Raw genomic sequence first — 15,490 nt, forward strand, 5'->3', positions numbered from 1 at the left:
TCAGCAAATCTTATTTTACTCTGAGGTATCTTTTTTTCTCAACCACCTTTCGTGGAATTCCCTATATTTGTATTATACAGGAAGCTCCTGTCTACTGAAAGCGGATCACCGGTGTCTCCCCTGCCACGGCCTCCATGCCGGACAGGTACTGGATCCCCTTTGCGTTTCCTTCCTCTGTCACGATAAATACTGTCACGGACGGATGTCCTGCCGCGTGGATCTTCTCCTTGTCAAAGCGGATCAGCGGAGTGCCCGCCTTCACCTTCTGTCCTTCACTTACCAGCAGAGTAAATCCGTCTCCGTTCATATCCACTGTGTCCACACCGATGTGGATGAGCAGCTCCATGCCGTTGGCGAAGGTGAGTCCACAGGCGTGGCCTGTGTCTGCCATGACCGCATTCACTGTGGCGTTAGCCGGCGCCACCACTGTGTCGCTCTCCGGCTCAATGGCAATGCCGTCCCCCATGACATGCTGGGAAAATACATTGTCCGGCACATCGTCAAGAGGAATAACCTTTCCGGTCAGGCCGGCCTTAAGCTCTGTGAGGGGCTCTGCCGTCTCCCCGTCGCTCTCCTCTGCCGCCCTGACAGACTCATCAGACTGTATCTCAGACCCGCTCTGTGTGCCAGCTTCCTCTTCTGCCACTGCGTCTTCGCCGAGGAGGGCCTCCCTGGACAGCTTTCTGCTGCCGACGATCATGGTCAGGATAAAAGGAACTACGATGGCTACTGCCATGGCCAGCAGGAAGTACAGATAGAACTCCGGCTTAATGGACAGGATGCCCGGAAGGCCGCCCACGCCGATGCTGAAGGCCTGCACGCCGCTTCCCACGGAGATCATGGCCGCGATGGCGGAGCCGATCATGCCGCACACAAGGGGGAACCCGTATTTCAGGTTGACACCGAAGAGGGCCGGTTCCGTAACACCCAGGTAGCAGGAAATGCACGCAGGGATGTTGACCTGCTGCGCTCTCTCATTTTTCTTCTGCAGGATGGACATAGCCAGAACAGCGGAGCCCTGGGCGATGTTGGAAAGAGCGATCATGGGCCACAGGATGGTGCCTTTGTAAAGGCTTGTGAGCTGTGAGTCGATGGCGTTTGTCATGTGGTGCAGACCAGTCATGACGATAGGCGCATACAGGAGACCGAAGAGTCCTGCGAAGGCCACGCCGAAGGGTGACATCAGTCCATTGTAAACTACGTTTGCGATGGCATCACCGATCTTCCAGCCGATGGGTCCTACGATAGTGTGGGCGATGATGACCGCGGGCACAAGGGAGCAGAAGGGGACAACGATCATGCTGATCACTTCCGGACAGTGCTTCTTAAAGAATTTTTCCAGGTAGACAAGGACAAAGCCCGCCATCATGGCCGCGATGACCTGTCCCTGATAGCCAATCATCTCCACCTTGGCAAAGCCGAAATCCCACACCGGAATATCCGCCGCGGGGGTGTCCGCAACGCTGAAGCCGTTGAGAAGCTGGGAGGACACAAGCGTCAGTCCAAGGACAATACCGAGGATCTGGGTGGTTCCCATCTTCTTTGTGATTGACCAGACGATACCGACGGGGAGCAGGTGGAATACCGCTTCACCGATGAGCCACAGGAAGTTGTATGTACCTGCCCAGAACTGGGAGATATCTGCCAGACTCTGTGTACCGTCGTTAAAGAAGTTGATCTCACCGATCACGTTTCTGAAGCCCAGGACAAGACCTCCGCAGATCAGGGCCGGGATCAGGGGAGCGAAGATCTCGCCCAGAGCGCTCATGATCTTCTGCAGCGGGTTCTGGTTTGTCTTTGCCGCTGCCTTCACCGCGTCCTTGCTGACTCCCTCAATGCCTGCGTACGCGGTAAATTCATTGTAGAACACAGCCACATCGTTTCCGATGATGACCTGGTACTGTCCCGCCTGTGTAAAGGTTCCCTTTACGCTGGGGATCTTCTCGATGGCTTTCTCATCTGCCTTTTTCGGATCGATCAGGACAAACCGCATCCTTGTCATGCAGTGTGAGACAGCCTGGATGTTCTCTTTCCCTCCTATGAGGGTCAGAAGCTGTTTGACATCATTTTCATACTTTGCCATTGTTTCCTCTCCTTTTTCCACGATAATCCGTTCCAACTTGTTTGAACAAGCATAAAATAACACACTTGTTTAAACATGTCAAGCACAACTTGTTTAAACAAGTTTGACTGTTTTTCTTGACTTCCCTCTTCTGTATATTCTATAATAGTATTAAATTGTTTAAACAGGATTATTCATGACTGGATGTGAAGCGATTGCCTAGAAGTAAATATGAAGCTATCTACAGAGATTTAAAACAGAAGATTGAGAACAACGAATTTGCCAGCCATGCCCTGCTTCCCTCAGAGCACGCTCTTGTGCAGGAGTACGACTGCTCCAGGAACACGGTGCGTCGGGCCATAGCCCAGCTTGTATCAGACGGGTATGTGCAGACACTGCAGGGAAAGGGTGTGCGCAACATCTACCGCCCGGTGGATCAGGCCGCCTTCACCATAGGGGGGATCGAGTCCTTCAAGGAATCCTCCGCCAGGAACCACAAATGGGGCGTCACCAGAGTTCTCCAGTTCATGGAGCTGACATCAGACGAGAAGATCGAGAGGCGTACCGGCTTCCCCGCGGGGACCCAGCTGTACTACATACAGCGCCTCCATTACCTGGACGGGAAGCCCCTCATCATCAACCACAACTACTTTCTGAAGGACGCGGTTCCGGGACTGACACCCCAGATCGCCTCCGACTCCATCTACGAGTATCTGGAAAAGGAGCTCCACATGACCATCGTCAACAGCCAGCGGGTCATGACGGTAGAGAAGATCACACAGATCGATGAGAAATATCTGGAGATGGATGTCAACGATTACAACTGCGTGGCCGTGGTGAGCAGCCACACCTACAACAGCGACGGCGTCATGTTCGAGTTCACTCAGTCCCGCCATCGGCCGGACTACTTCCGGTTCCAGGATAACGCGGTGCGCCGGGCGCCGGAGCCGGCGCAGGCCAGAAGCGCGGGATAGCTCTTTAAGAATAGAAGAAGAGATAAAAAACGGATGGGAGAAAGCACATCGCCTCTCCCATCCCTTTTCTTTTTTTACAACTCAACAGAGTACAGGGAAATCTCTGCCCCGTCTGCCTCCGCCTCCAGGGTGCGAGTCTCCGGATAGTACCTGGTGGTAAAGACATATTCTCCGCTGTTCACGAACACCTCCACAGAGGAGGCATCCCCCAGTATCTTCACGCTGTCCAGGCTTTTCATCTCCTGATACCTGAGTCTCCTTCCGCCGGAGATCTTCTCTCCCTCCGGGCCCTCAAAGCGCATTTCAAAGCGGCTGCCGGTGTATGTCAGCGCCAGACCGCCGCCCAGCACCGCCCGGAAGGCTCCGCCCTGGATGCCTGTGATGTCTGCCTCCCAGGCCGACGGGCACTCCGCCTCAAGGCGGTCCTGCGCTTCCTTCACCTTTCTCTTAAGCTTCTCCAGCTCCCGGACGGGCCTCTGGCGCACAGCGCCGTCCCTGATAAAAATCTCCCTTGGGAAGGTGAAGCAGTGCTGCCACCCCTCCGCGAGAGCCGGTTCGTTGCCGTACTCCGGGCAGTCCGGCATGCCCATCCAGGCCACCAGGACCACCCGGCCATCCTCTGTCACAAAGCTCTGAGGCGCATAGAAGTCAAATCCGCAGTCCCAGAGCTGGTACTCTGAGAGGCTGTACTCTCCCAGGATATCCCCTTTTATATAGAAATAACCGGACTGGTAAACATTTTGGTCCCTCCACTTATCTCCCTCCAGGCCCTGGACGGAGGCCGAGAGGAGCTTCTGCCCGTCCACATCCATGTAGTCCGGGCACTCCCACATGTAGCCAAAGGGCTCCTCTGTGCGGATCCGCTTCAGAGGGCTCCAGGACAGCCTGTCACCGGACACGAAGATCTGGGCCTCCCCCACATCCTCCTTTGTCCTGACTCCCTGGATCATGTAGTACCGGCCGTCCTGCTTCCACACCTTCGGATCCCGCACGTGACAGCTGAGATCCGCAGGGTAATCCTCATTTCTCATGAGGAGCTGCTTTCTCCCCATGCTAAAGCCATCTTCACTCTCCACCAGCACGGTGTTGCCCTCCCGTCCGGCCAGCACATAGTCGTACTCCCGGTCCTCCAGCTTCACGTTACCGGTGTAATAGAGGTACATCCTTCCGTCCTCCACAAGAGCACATCCGGAGTAGGCGCCGTGGCAGTCAAAGGGCTGGTCCGGGTAGAGGGCTGTGCCCTGGTACTCCCAGTGCACCATATCCCTGCTTGTGCAGTGTCCCCACATTTTCACGCCCCCCTCCGGATTGAAGGGAGAATACTGAAAAAACGCGTGAAAAAGGCCCTTGAACTGGCACAGCCCATTGGGATCGTTGAGCCACCCTGTGGGGGGCATCAGGTGGATCTTCTGGCGGAAGTGCCCCCCGGCCGGCGCTGCCTTCTCCGCCAGCTCCACCAGCTGCTTTAAATCTCTCGTCAATGCGTTCATATGCTCACCTGCTTTTTATGCTTTCTCAATCTTCATGACAATGCTGGACGGATCCACCTGGCCCGGCTCGGCCTTCTGCGTGCTGGCATAGTCGTCCGCATTGGTCAGGATCATCATGGTGGCCGTGTCGTAGCCTGCGTCCCGGATAGCGTCAAGATCCGCCTCCACCAGCACATCTCCCGCCTTCACCTGGTCGCCGTCAGCGACCTTCTTTGTAAATCCTTTTCCCTCCATCTTCACCGTGTCGATGCCGATGTGGATCAGAAGCTCTCCGCCTGTCCTTGTGGTCAGGCACACGGCGTGGCCTGTGTCGTAAATGCTGGACACGGTGGCGTCGCAGGGTGCCAGGATCCTTCCGTCTGAGGGGACCACAGCCACGGTAGCGCCCAGGATCTCCGATGCAAATGTCTCATCCTTCACTTCTGTGAGGGGGATCAGCTTTCCCACGGCCGGGCTGTGGAGCTCCTCCTCCTTCGTCTCCTCCTCCTTTGTCTCCTCCTTTGTCTCTTCCTCCTGAGCGTCCGCTGTCTGTACATCTGCCGGCTGCGCATCCTTATACAGGATAAAGGAGAGGACAAAGGCAACGCCCACAGCGATCACCATCTCGATCAGGTACTGCACCGGTGTGTCCAGACAGAGCAGGATGCCGAAGATACCGGTCACGCCGGTCCCCTTTGCCCCCAGATGGACGATGGAGGCGTAGAGGGCTCCGCAGCCTCCACCGATACATCCTGCGATGAAGGGCTTGAAGAACCGCAGGTTCACACCGAAGATGGCGGGCTCGGTAATGCCCATGAAAGCGCTCAGGGAAGAGGGCAGAGCCAGTGATTTGATCTTCTTGTCCCTGGATTTAACCGCCACAGCCAGAGCCGCCGCTCCCTGGGCGATGTTGGCCGCGCTCGCCAGGGGCAGCCAGTAGGTGACGCCGTACTGGGCGATCTGCCCGATATCGATGGCCGTGTACATCTGGTGAATGCCGGTGACAACGGTGGGCGCGTAGAGCGCTCCCATGACAAGGCTTCCCAGCCCAAGGGGCAGGGTCAGCAGCCACTGGATGCCTCCCAGGATGGCGTTCTCAGCCCAGACAAAGACAGGGCCGATGATGGACAGCGTCAGATAGCCGGTGACAAACACGCTGACAAGGGGTGTGACAAACAGGTCCAGCACCTCCGGCACCACCTTGTGAAGCTTTTTCTCGATAACGGACAGAAGCCACACGGCGATGACCACAGGGATCACATGGCCCTGGTATCCCACCATGTCAATATCGTAGAGCCCGAAAAACACGGACTGAGTCTGCTGCACTCCCTCCGTGGCCACTGTGTAGGCGTTCTGCAGGGACGGGTTGATCATGATCATGCCGATGACCGCTCCCAGATAGGGGTTGGCTCCAAATGCCTTGGCCGCCGAGAAGGCGATCAGGATCTGCAGAAACGTGTAGGCCGTGTTGCTGAACAGGCTGGCAAACACGTAGATAGAGCTGCTCGTATCCATGCTGATAAATCCGTTGTTGATCATAAAGTCCAGGGAATTCATGATCCCCATCAGGAAACCGCTGGCGACGATGGCCGGAATGATGGGCACGAAAATGTCACCCAGCAGCTTGATAGCCCGCATGAACACGTTCTGCCTCTGGGCCGCCGCCTCCTTTGCCTCGGCCTTCGTGCTGGCTGTGATGTTGCCGATTTCAATAAACTCGTCAAACACTTTGTTTACGGTTCCGGTTCCCAGAATGATCTGGAGCTGTCCGGAGGCCTCAAACACGCCCTTGACTCCCTCCACATTTTCAATGGCCTCCTTGTCCGCCTTGGAATTGTCAGCGATGACAAGTCGGAGCCTGGTGGCGCAGTGGGCGGCGGACACGATATTTTGGCTGCCGCCTACTTTGTCCAGAATTTCCTGCGCGGTCTTTCTGTAATCCATAAGTTCTCTCCTTCCTTTATATGTAATCGATTTCATATTTTCCATATAAAATAATATCGGCAAAACTCCCGTTTGTAAAGACGGAATTTTTGCCGATTTTGGTTTCCCTGTTTTGTGCATATTGCACTATTTTGTGAAATCGATATTATTTTCATTCTCCTGACCACTGACCAGCCGGAAGCCCAGCTTCATCTCCACAGGGATCTGCTCTCCCCTCTCGATCACGTCCAGGAGCAGCTCCGCCCCCCGGATGCCGCTCGTCTTATATCCAAAATGTACAGTGGGAATCCCCCCTGTGACAGCCTTCAGGAACTGGTTGTCCCCAAAGCCAGTCACCCGGATCCCGGTGCGGTTCAATATATATTCCATCCTGCCGCCGGACTGTACGGCGGACCTGGGAATTTCCGCCCGGGTGTAGACCAGCAGGGCCTCAATGGCCCCCGCCGCGATGGTGTCTGTAGCGCAGGACAGAACGCCTATATCCCGCTTTTTTTGCAGAAGATCCAGAGCCGCCGCAAAGCCCGAGTCCATGGTAAACTGAGCCCGCCGAAAGCAGTCATCCTCAATCTCCATGCCTGCTGCCCGCAGTCCGGCCCGGAAGCCGTCCTCCCGGGATACACCCACGGCCCGGTCCTCCCTTGTCACGCCGATGTAGGCTATCCGGCCGCGCCCGGCCGCCTCCTTTGCCGCCAGCTTCCCCATGGCCTTCCCGGCGCCGTAGTCGTCGTGATAGATGCAATTGGCATATCTGGTGTACTGCCCCACCACGACCACCGGCGCCCTGGCGCCCTTCAGGAACTCCCGGTGCTTTGGCGTGATCACCGTGCCGATAAGGATGATACCGTCCACCGGGTAATTTTCAAACAGCTTCAGGTATGTGAGCTCCTTTGCCGGATCGTTGTCTGTGCTGGCCAGCAGCATCTGATATCCCCTGGAGGAGAGGACGCTCTCGATGCCCGCTGTGATCCGGCTGATGGACTCGGAATTAATCTTGGGCACCACCACCCCCACAAGGCAGGCCCGCTTTGTCCGCAGCATCCTGGCCTGGGCGGAAGGCTGGTAGCCCGTCTCCTCGATAACCCGCCTAATCTTGTCCTTCTTCTCCTCGCTGACATAGCCCCCGTTCAAATACCTGGACACGGCGGCGCTGGACACACCGGCCAGCTGCGCGATTTCCTTGATAGTCATAGGTTCAGTGTCTCTCCCTTCTCTCCAGCTTCAGCAGATATTCCTTTTTGTCCAGTCCCCCCGCGTAGCCGGTAAGCTGTCCGCCGCTTCCCAGGACGCGGTGGCAGGGAATGATGATGGAGATGGGATTGTGTCCCACAGCTCCGCCCACAGCCTGTGCGGACATGCCTGTCTTCTCCCCGGACAGGGCCTTCGCTAGATCTCCGTATGTCCTCGTCTCCCCGTAGGGGATTGCAAGGAGGAGCTCCCACACCTGCCGCCGGAAAGCGGAACCCTTGGGGGCAAGAGGAGGCCGGGACATAGGGCGCTCCCCCGCGAAATAGGCGTCCAGCCATTTCTTCGTCTGCCCAAACACAGGGATATCCTCCCCCGCCCTGTGCTCCGGCAGCTCTTCGCGCTCCTTATCCAGCGTGCTTCCGAAATATTTCTGCCCGTCAAACCAGAGACCTGTCAGATGTATGCCGTCCGAGGCCATGGTCATCTCGCCAATGGGGGAGCTGTACCCGCATGTGTATTCCATTCTCATTTGTCTCCTTTCCCGTAATGGTCGGGCTTCAGATTGCCCTGCCCGTCAAACTCCAGCGCTGCCGGCCCTTCCAGCAGGCGGATCTGCGGGTTGTCCTTCAACTCCTCATACAGCGCCTCCGACACATAAAGCCGTGCGATCTGGTTCGTGTTCTCAATGCGGACCACCCTGGCCTTTTCCGCGTCCTCCAGTCCGGCTGTCTCCAGAGCCGCCCGGATGGCTTCCCTGTCATTTTCCAAAATGCAGGGGATCTTTCCCTGTGCCGGAGCCATAGAGGCCACCGCGTTCTTTGCCGTGGCGGCAAAATCGATTTTCTCCAGCACGGCCCTGGTGGAAAAGTCCGCCAGCCCGATCCCGATGGCATTGCCGTGGGACTCCTCTGTAAGGCCCAGCACCGCCAGCCTTTTTACCCTGGGGCTCTTTGGCTCCTTCTGACCGGTCACGTACACCCGCCCTATGACCTTTGTGTCCATGCCGGAGCCGGAAATATTTTTCCCCATCTCATCCACGATCAGCACATCGATCCTGTCTGAGGGAAGCTTCATGCGGCCGCTTTTCACCTCTTCCAAGAGTCTCTTCTCCGTCTCCAGAAAATTCTCCGGTCTTTCCATATAGATACCGTTCAGCTCATGGACTGCATTCTCTGTCAGGAGCACGCCGAAGAGCACCGGAGCCCCCGTCTCCTCCTCCGTCACGCCCAGAGAGGCCAAAATCTCCCGCTGCCCCCGGGCCGTGCCGTTTCCGTGGGAGCCCATAGCGCCGAAGATATACGGCTCTCCCCCTGACTTTCTCACCGCCTCCACAGTCATGCGGACGACCTGCTGTATCTTGTCAATGCCCCTGCTTCCCACAGCAATCCCCACTCTCTTCCCACGGATCTCCTCTGTGGAAAGCTGAAGACCCTTCAGTCTTTTTTTGAATTCTTCCTCCACATCCCCAAGTCTTACGCTGTTGTAGTCCTGATTGTGGATGAGTGCCATACGAGGGAACATGCAAACACCTCCCATTTTTTCTTTATCTGCATTATAGCTTTTTTCTCTCCGGCGCACAAGATAAAAGGGCGTGCGGGGAAAAGCTCCGCAGGCCCTTTTATCCTGTTTCCTTTTATGTATCCGATTTCATATGCCGCAAATATCTATGCGTCCTCGTCCATATCCTCGCATCTCTCTGTGGGATATACCACGCCCTCCTTCATGACAAAGGCGCAGTCGAGAAGCGCCTTGGGATCTGTCATCAGATCCCGTTTCCATGCGGAGATGTCCGCCAGCTTGCCCTTTTCGATGGTGCCGATCCTATCGTCCAGCTGCAGGATCTCAGCGTTGATCCTGGTGGCTGCCTCCAGGGCCCGGAAGGGATCCATGCCGCTCTCCAGCCATGCCTTGTACTCGTAGCCGCTCTCATAGTTCTGGTGGGTAGCCACCTGGTCTGTGCCGTAGCCCAGCTTACACTTGCAGTTTTTGATGACCTCACGCCCGGCCTGAAGAGCGTCCTTGTAGTACTCCAGCTTGGCCCGGAACTCCGGCTGCTTGGTCTGGATCTTCACCGGATCATAGTGGACAGCCTCCTCGTAGGGGCAGAAGGTAGGAACAATGTAGGCTCCTGCCTCCTCTACGATCTGGGCTGTCTCCTCGTCCAGAAGGGAGCAGTGCTCCAGTCCGTCGATGCCAAAGCCCACCAGCTTGCGGATATGGTCCGGGCTGTACACGTGGGCGGTGACTGTCTTACCCCACTCATGGGCGGTGCGGATGACTGCCTCCATCTCCTCGTCATTCATCTGCTGCTGCCGCGGATTGTCGTAGGGTGTAAAGAAGCCGCCTGTGGCCATGATCTTGATAAAGTCTGATCCTGCCTTGATCTCTTCGCGGACCGCGTTTGCGAAGAAGTCCTTTCCTGCCCCCAGAGAGCTGATCATATTCTGGACAGCAAAGGAGAACTCCGGCCTCCTGGCAAAGGTCTGGGAGAGATCCCCGTGGCTCCCTGCCGTGCAGATCAGCCTTGCGGCCGCCACGATCCTGGATCCGGAGAAATATCCCTGGTTAATCATATCTCTCACATCCAGCACGCCGAACCCGTTGGAGGTGATCCCGCCGGGATGACGAACCGTCGTAAACCCGCGGGAGAGAGCCTTCTGTGCCGTCCGAAGAATGCCAAGCGCCTTGTGCTCCTCGGAGGTGTAGTAGACCTCCTGGCGGATCGTATGCCAGTCAATATTGTCCATGTGCATGTGGGCATCGATCATGCCCGGTGTGACTGTGGTGTCTGACAGGTCAATGACCTGGGCTGACTCGGGCTGCTGTACCTCCGGTCCCACCTCCACGATCCTGTCGTCCTCGATCAGGATTTTTTGATTTTCCTTCAGCTCCCGGTCTATGCCGTCATAGAGCTTTCCGCAGATAATGTACGTCAGTTTTCCCATGATTACTCCTCCTTTTCTTTTCCTTTCTTATAATCCACGATGTAGATCGCCGCAGAGACAGCGATAGCGATCAGCATATAGTAGGCCCCGCTGATAGGGGTGAAATAACAGCACACAAGGCAGACCGCCAGGGGAACAAGGTAAAATCCGAACTGCTTCTTCCCCTTCAGTATCGTCTGGGCCACCAGTCCTCCAAAGAGGGCAGGCACTACGTAGTCAAAGGCCGGCTGCAGCGTAGGCGAGTTGAGCACCGGCGAGAGAGGCGCCGCGACCACAACGCCGATGGCCACGATGGCCACTGTAGTGATAACCGACGCGCCGCAGGCAATGATAGCCATTGTGTGGCAGGCATCTGTGTTGGGCTTGATCCCCAGGGAATTGATGGTCCCTACCGTGGCGGGCATCCTCAGGTTCGTGACATTGCCCGTGATATAGGACATGTACAGAGCTCCCGGTCCCATGACGGGCATGTACCCGATGGTCTCAGCCGGCCAGTAGGGGGCCATGAACAGGATCACCGCGATAAACCCGGGCCACAGCGCTCTGAAGTCCGGCCACAGGCCGTACACTGCGCTGGCCACTACCGGGAATGCGGTCATTCCCACAAAAAGTATCAGGCTGGACAGTATGCCAAATCTGTGTGTCCACTTGTTGAAATCTTCTCTAGACTGTAGCTTCATACCGTTCCCTCCTTAAAAAATGATGCACGCTGCCGCCATTCCGATCAGCATGCTGATAGCCATGATATAATCAGAGAGCCATTTCAGCTTTGGAAATTTCTTATGTAGAATAACTAAAACCGCGCCCGCCGCAAAGCTGATCAGGAAGACCACGCCCTGGGTGGACATCTGTCCGAAGCCGTATGCCACAGAGACATATGCCATTACACCGGCCAGGCAGCCGCTTCCGATAGCGAGCACAAGGCCCATATCAATCTTCTCCGCCTTATTGTAAAGGGAGGAGATGGGCTTGATCATGATGGTGGACCAGAGGATACAGGCGCTTCCTCCCACTGTCATGACCCAGGCAGCCGCGATCCAGCCTACAGCCGAGTACCCGTTTACCGTCAGGGACTCGCCCACGCACTCCAGCGCGGTAGTAGCCGCGTAGGTCTCATAGTACGCGGATCCGATCACTGAGAGCCGAAGCCAGGGCAGAGGAGCCCCGAGAAGAGGCATGAGGGACAGAAATACGACCAGTACCGGCAGAGTCGGCACAATGCTGATGGTCACTCCCGTGGTCAGGCCTTTTCTTATCTGCTGGTTGGAAAGGCCCAGCCCCCTCGCCCTCGTCCACGCCTTTTTCATGAAGATCAGGCACTGGACAATCACTGCGATCAATAAAACTCCTACCCAGATGTACATCCACGGTGCGTTGCATATATCACTATAACTCATAGTATCACTCCTTCCTTTAGAAACCGTGGTCTGTTGATTTTCGTTAATTGTATCACGATCTTCGCTTTCATACAAGTATGTTGTCCCTATAATATGGATTTTTGTGAAATATTTTCTATTTCATTTGTGAATATTAGATAATTTTCAGATAATATTTTGTGTATATTTACCCTTGAAAAAAAGACCGCGGTTTGCTAATAGATAAAAAATCGCAGAAGAGAAGATTGCCTCTACTCTTCTGCGTCCTTCCCGGATGGCTCCAGAAATTCCATATAAAGATTAAAGCTGTGGGCGCCGAAATATCCCAGAGAATACCCCCCGTCCTCCACACACCAGTCTGTGAGGAGTCCCCGCTCCACGAGGAGTATATGCTTGACCAGCTCGTCCGCAGTCAGGTCTGACCGTATCTCTCCCTTCTTCTGCCCCTCCGTGATCAGTCTTTTGACAAGTCTGATATAATATCTGTTCGGATCCAGAAAGTGGGTCTGCTTCTTTTCAGCCAGCTGAGACCTGTACAGGGACGCCAGAAGATCTACCTTTACATTCCCCTCGATAAAGTAGAACACATACTGGTTCAGCAGCTTGATCTGCATGATGTAGTTCAGGGATTTGTCCATGCTCTGATAATACTTTTCATATTCCCGGTCAAAGAAATAGTACAGAGAGTTCAAAAGCTCGTCCTTGGCATGAAAATAGTAGTAAAATCCGCCCTTGGACGTCCCCGCCTTCTCGATGATCTCATTGACTGTGGTCGCTGTGTACCCCTTCTCCTGGAACAGCTCCCAGGCTGCCTCCATGATCTTTTTCTTCAGATCCATATGTGCTGTACTCCTTTTCTCAGTCTATCTTTAGATATTATCACAGAAACCGCGGTTTGTAACCATAAAACGCAAAAAAAGACTGTGCTTTCACACACAGTCTTTTCCTTATTCTATCCTGTAGCCGGAGAATATCTGCCGCACTCCTATGCTTCCGCCTCGGCGTCCTCCTCGGCATCCTCCACCGGCTGGTTGTGAATCTCTGTGACAGCCACAACCGTTGTCTCCGGATTGGTGATCAGATCGATATCTTTATTCTTCGCGATATCCAGATCCTTAACCTGGATGGAGTCTCCCAGCTTCATATCTCCTACATCTATCTCGACTTTCTCTACCAGCGCAGCGGGAACAGCCTTGAAGGCGATCTCATGGAGCATCTGGTTCACAAGCCCTGTGTTGACCTTCTCATGGTTCAGCAGGATCACCTCTGCGACAGAGTGTACCTTCTCACCGCTCACCAGAGCCTGAAAATCAATCTCGTAAATCTCTGTCTTGAGGGGGTTGAAATCAATCTCTTTTACAAGGACGTCCATGGTCTGTCCGTCTACCTCCAGCATAATCTGGCTTCCCTTTCCGTGTGTCTTTACAAGACGCTCCGCATCGGCCTTCAAAATCTGGATCGGCATGGACTCCTTCATTTCCCTGCCAAATACATTGCCGGTAACAAATCCTTCTCTTCTTAATTTCTTTGCTTTTGTCTGCATGTTTCTCTTTTCAGCTTTTAAAGTATTCATTTATCTTTTCCTCCAAAATCTGATGATGCTTAGCAGCCTTCAACTTTGCAAAACAAAGAGGTCAGTTAAGTATGTTTTCTTGTTACACGTATATTATAACACCTATGATAGATAACACAAGAGTTTTTTTCAATTTTTTTACGGGCAGCATCTGCCGCAGGGTTCATATCCCTCATCAAGGAGCTGCTGCCTGTCCCCGGTATACTCCTCTTTATTCTTTTCCTTGATATCCTCCACGCTGGCGCAGCCCGGGTCGTGGAATTTGCGGGTATTCCTGTTGAGGATGTAGGTTCGCTCCTGGCCGTCGTCCGCCCCCTGTGCCTGGCTGGCATCGGCCTGGCCGCTTTGCGCCTGGCTGCCGTCCTGCGCCTCCCGGCTGTCCCCCTGGGCGTAGTCGATCTCTATGCCGGGCTGCACATTGTAGACGTACACGTTAAAGGAGACGCCCTGGCCGTCGTCCTCCACGGACTCGGCCTCCATCCACACACCGGAGACTACCAGATTGTCCCCCTCGAACACAGGAGTCACCCGGTACAGGACATGGTTCCCTGTCTCCTCCACATAGTCGGCCACTTCGTCCTCAAAGGGAAGCATGCCCTCTGTGTTCATATATCGGGTGCCTGTGATCAGATTTTTCTCATTGGCGTTCTCCGCGGTAAGCTGGTAGCCGATGAGATGACACCGGTTGTAGAGGTAGCCTCCGTCCACCCCGTCATACTCCACGGACTGCCACCCGGTAGGCTTCACCTCGCTGATGCTCTCCCGCTCCCCGTCAGGCATGGTCTCCTGTCCCACACAGGCCTGGGCCTCCTGACATCTGCCCAGCTCGTCCAGGTCACTGTAGGACTCGTAGGGCTCCTCCGTCATCTCCTCCTCCGCAAAGTCCGGCTGGCCGTTCTCCACCTCCACGTAGGGGTCGCCGCTGTACTCCGGTATATCCCCGAGAGCGATCTCCTCCTCCGTGACAGAGACCGTGCCGGCAGACGAGACGGGAGCGGTGGGGGTCCCGGGCAAGCCAGCTTCCGGTATGCTCTGGCAGGAAGAAAGGAGAAGAACCGCCAGCGCAAGAACATATGCGCCGGCCGTTCTTCTCCTGTATTTCCATATTCCGCGGTTCTGTCCTTCTCTCCTATTCGAATGTTCTGTCAAACCGCCTGTTCAGCTCCTTTCCGGTCTGTATCGTCTCATCCAGGCTGTAGATCATATCCACAGCGATCTTTACCGCTCCGTCAAACCGTCGCAGCAGCTCCTGGCTGCTCCTTCTGCACCGCAGGTTATCCCTGTGCTGGTTCATCAGTCCCTTCATGTAGGGGTACTTCCCAGTCAGCTTCATCACTGTGTTGATGGTGTCGTGCTTCAGTCTTCCCGGCGCGGTGAAAATTCTCTTCACCAGTCGCATATCTCTGAGGGCCGTGAGGGCCGTCTCCTCTGTGATGTCATCGTAGAAGGGGCAGATGGCCTCCGCCGTGGTCTCGTCCGCCGGCACCAGATCTGCCAGAGGATAGGCAAAGGGATCCTTCCCGTCCATCCGCAGGAGCAGCTTCTCAAACTCCTCCTCGATCTCCAGGTGCTGTACGCCGCTCTTCTTTATATAGGCCTCCACAAAGGGATGGCACTCGCTGTCCAGGATAAAATGGCACACAAAGCCCAGAAGATAGGCATACTCCTTACTTGTTCGCCCTTTCTCCCTGACTACAGCCGCCCCGTGTCGGAAAAAGGGATAGGCAGATATCTCATGGAGATGATTTCCATATTTGGAGACCTTATTTGGATGCCAGGGCCGGTAAAAGAAAAAGAGATCCGGTCCCTGCAGCCCGATCCGGAACTGCCGGCTGTGCTTTTTGATCGTCTGTTTTATCTCTCCGTCCAGTCTGGAATACACCTTTCTCCCAAACCGGTCATGTGCGTAAAATGCGGGCATGATGATATCTCCAATCTTTTCTGATCTATTTTTGCGGCTCT

At 55.1% G+C, this 15,490-nt stretch carries 14 protein-coding genes; 1 reads left to right on the forward strand and 13 read right to left on the reverse strand.

The window, feature by feature from the left end; translation table 11 throughout:
- Positions 1–91 precede the first annotated feature (91 nt).
- Complete coding sequence (treP, locus tag NI21_RS0100345) at positions 92–2,083, reverse strand: PTS system trehalose-specific EIIBC component (RefSeq protein ID WP_033124257.1); 1,992 nt, start codon at positions 2,081–2,083, stop codon at positions 92–94.
- Positions 2,084–2,277: 194 nt separating this feature from the next.
- Here treP and treR point away from each other — a divergent pair, with 194 nt between their 5' ends.
- A complete protein-coding gene (treR, locus tag NI21_RS0100350) occupies positions 2,278–3,036 on the forward strand; it encodes a trehalose operon repressor (protein WP_033124258.1) in 759 nt (252 codons plus the stop codon).
- A gap of 74 nt (positions 3,037–3,110) precedes the next feature.
- Here treR and NI21_RS0100355 read toward each other — a convergent pair whose 3' ends face one another.
- The 12 genes from NI21_RS0100355 to NI21_RS0100410 form a co-directional block, all read right to left on the reverse strand.
- The gene (locus NI21_RS0100355) at positions 3,111–4,526 is read right to left on the reverse strand and encodes a glycoside hydrolase family 32 protein (RefSeq protein ID WP_033124259.1); all 1,416 of its coding nucleotides are present in this window, start codon (positions 4,524–4,526) and stop codon (positions 3,111–3,113) included.
- Between the two features lie 15 nt (positions 4,527–4,541).
- Positions 4,542–6,449: a PTS transporter subunit IIBCA gene (locus tag NI21_RS0100360; protein WP_033124260.1), complete on the reverse strand. Its 1,908-nt coding sequence runs from the start codon at positions 6,447–6,449 to the stop codon at positions 4,542–4,544.
- Positions 6,450–6,575: 126 nt separating this feature from the next.
- Positions 6,576–7,637, reverse strand: a complete 1,062-nt coding sequence (locus NI21_RS0100365) for a LacI family DNA-binding transcriptional regulator (protein WP_033124261.1) — start codon at positions 7,635–7,637, stop codon at positions 6,576–6,578.
- Positions 7,638–7,641: 4 nt separating this feature from the next.
- Complete coding sequence (locus NI21_RS0100370) at positions 7,642–8,157, reverse strand: methylated-DNA--[protein]-cysteine S-methyltransferase (protein ID WP_033124262.1); 516 nt, start codon at positions 8,155–8,157, stop codon at positions 7,642–7,644.
- Positions 8,158–8,159: 2 nt separating this feature from the next.
- The gene (locus NI21_RS0100375) at positions 8,160–9,155 is read right to left on the reverse strand and encodes a hypothetical protein (RefSeq protein ID WP_033124263.1); all 996 of its coding nucleotides are present in this window, start codon (positions 9,153–9,155) and stop codon (positions 8,160–8,162) included.
- A 143-nt stretch (positions 9,156–9,298) separates the two neighbouring features.
- Positions 9,299–10,579, reverse strand: a complete 1,281-nt coding sequence (locus tag NI21_RS0100380; protein WP_033124264.1) for an amidohydrolase family protein — start codon at positions 10,577–10,579, stop codon at positions 9,299–9,301.
- 2 nt (positions 10,580–10,581) lie between these two features.
- Positions 10,582–11,259: a hypothetical protein gene (locus NI21_RS0100385; RefSeq protein WP_033124265.1), complete on the reverse strand. Its 678-nt coding sequence runs from the start codon at positions 11,257–11,259 to the stop codon at positions 10,582–10,584.
- A 12-nt stretch (positions 11,260–11,271) separates the two neighbouring features.
- Positions 11,272–11,976, reverse strand: coding sequence for a DUF5058 family protein (locus NI21_RS0100390; RefSeq protein WP_033124266.1), 705 nt, complete (start codon positions 11,974–11,976; stop codon positions 11,272–11,274).
- A gap of 230 nt (positions 11,977–12,206) precedes the next feature.
- Positions 12,207–12,794, reverse strand: a complete 588-nt coding sequence (locus NI21_RS0100395; protein ID WP_033124267.1) for a TetR/AcrR family transcriptional regulator — start codon at positions 12,792–12,794, stop codon at positions 12,207–12,209.
- A 146-nt stretch (positions 12,795–12,940) separates the two neighbouring features.
- On the reverse strand, positions 12,941–13,528 hold the full coding sequence (locus NI21_RS0100400) for a 50S ribosomal protein L25 (RefSeq protein WP_033124268.1): 588 nt from the start codon (positions 13,526–13,528) through the stop codon (positions 12,941–12,943).
- Between the two features lie 138 nt (positions 13,529–13,666).
- Positions 13,667–14,677, reverse strand: coding sequence for a DNA/RNA non-specific endonuclease (locus NI21_RS0100405; protein ID WP_330637129.1), 1,011 nt, complete (start codon positions 14,675–14,677; stop codon positions 13,667–13,669).
- A complete protein-coding gene (locus NI21_RS0100410) occupies positions 14,658–15,449 on the reverse strand; it encodes a zinc dependent phospholipase C family protein (protein WP_052083731.1) in 792 nt (263 codons plus the stop codon). Before NI21_RS0100410 ends, NI21_RS0100405 begins: the two co-directional genes overlap by 20 nt.
- Positions 15,450–15,490: the final 41 nt, after the last annotated feature.

This window comes from Eubacterium sp. ER2, from assembly GCF_000765215.1.
GTDB lineage: Bacteria > Bacillota > Clostridia > Lachnospirales > Lachnospiraceae > Claveliimonas > Claveliimonas intestinigallinarum.

Excerpts from the sequence above, each read along its gene's own strand:
- NI21_RS0100370 (WP_033124262.1), bottom strand. The coding sequence starts at position 8,157 with ATGGAATACACATGCGGGTACAGCTCCCCCATTGGCGAGATGACCATG.
- NI21_RS0100410 (WP_052083731.1), bottom strand. The coding sequence starts at position 15,449 with ATGCCCGCATTTTACGCACATGACCGGTTTGGGAGAAAGGTGTATTCC.
- NI21_RS0100365 (WP_033124261.1), bottom strand. The coding sequence starts at position 7,637 with ATGACTATCAAGGAAATCGCGCAGCTGGCCGGTGTGTCCAGCGCCGCC.
- NI21_RS0100360 (WP_033124260.1), bottom strand. The coding sequence starts at position 6,449 with ATGGATTACAGAAAGACCGCGCAGGAAATTCTGGACAAAGTAGGCGGC.
- NI21_RS0100355 (WP_033124259.1), bottom strand. The coding sequence starts at position 4,526 with ATGAACGCATTGACGAGAGATTTAAAGCAGCTGGTGGAGCTGGCGGAG.
- NI21_RS0100380 (WP_033124264.1), bottom strand. The coding sequence starts at position 10,579 with ATGGGAAAACTGACGTACATTATCTGCGGAAAGCTCTATGACGGCATA.
- NI21_RS0100400 (WP_033124268.1), bottom strand. The coding sequence starts at position 13,528 with ATGAATACTTTAAAAGCTGAAAAGAGAAACATGCAGACAAAAGCAAAG.
- NI21_RS0100375 (WP_033124263.1), bottom strand. The coding sequence starts at position 9,155 with ATGTTCCCTCGTATGGCACTCATCCACAATCAGGACTACAACAGCGTA.
- NI21_RS0100390 (WP_033124266.1), bottom strand. The coding sequence starts at position 11,976 with ATGAGTTATAGTGATATATGCAACGCACCGTGGATGTACATCTGGGTA.
- treP (WP_033124257.1), bottom strand. The coding sequence starts at position 2,083 with ATGGCAAAGTATGAAAATGATGTCAAACAGCTTCTGACCCTCATAGGA.
- NI21_RS0100395 (WP_033124267.1), bottom strand. The coding sequence starts at position 12,794 with ATGGATCTGAAGAAAAAGATCATGGAGGCAGCCTGGGAGCTGTTCCAG.
- NI21_RS0100385 (WP_033124265.1), bottom strand. The coding sequence starts at position 11,259 with ATGAAGCTACAGTCTAGAGAAGATTTCAACAAGTGGACACACAGATTT.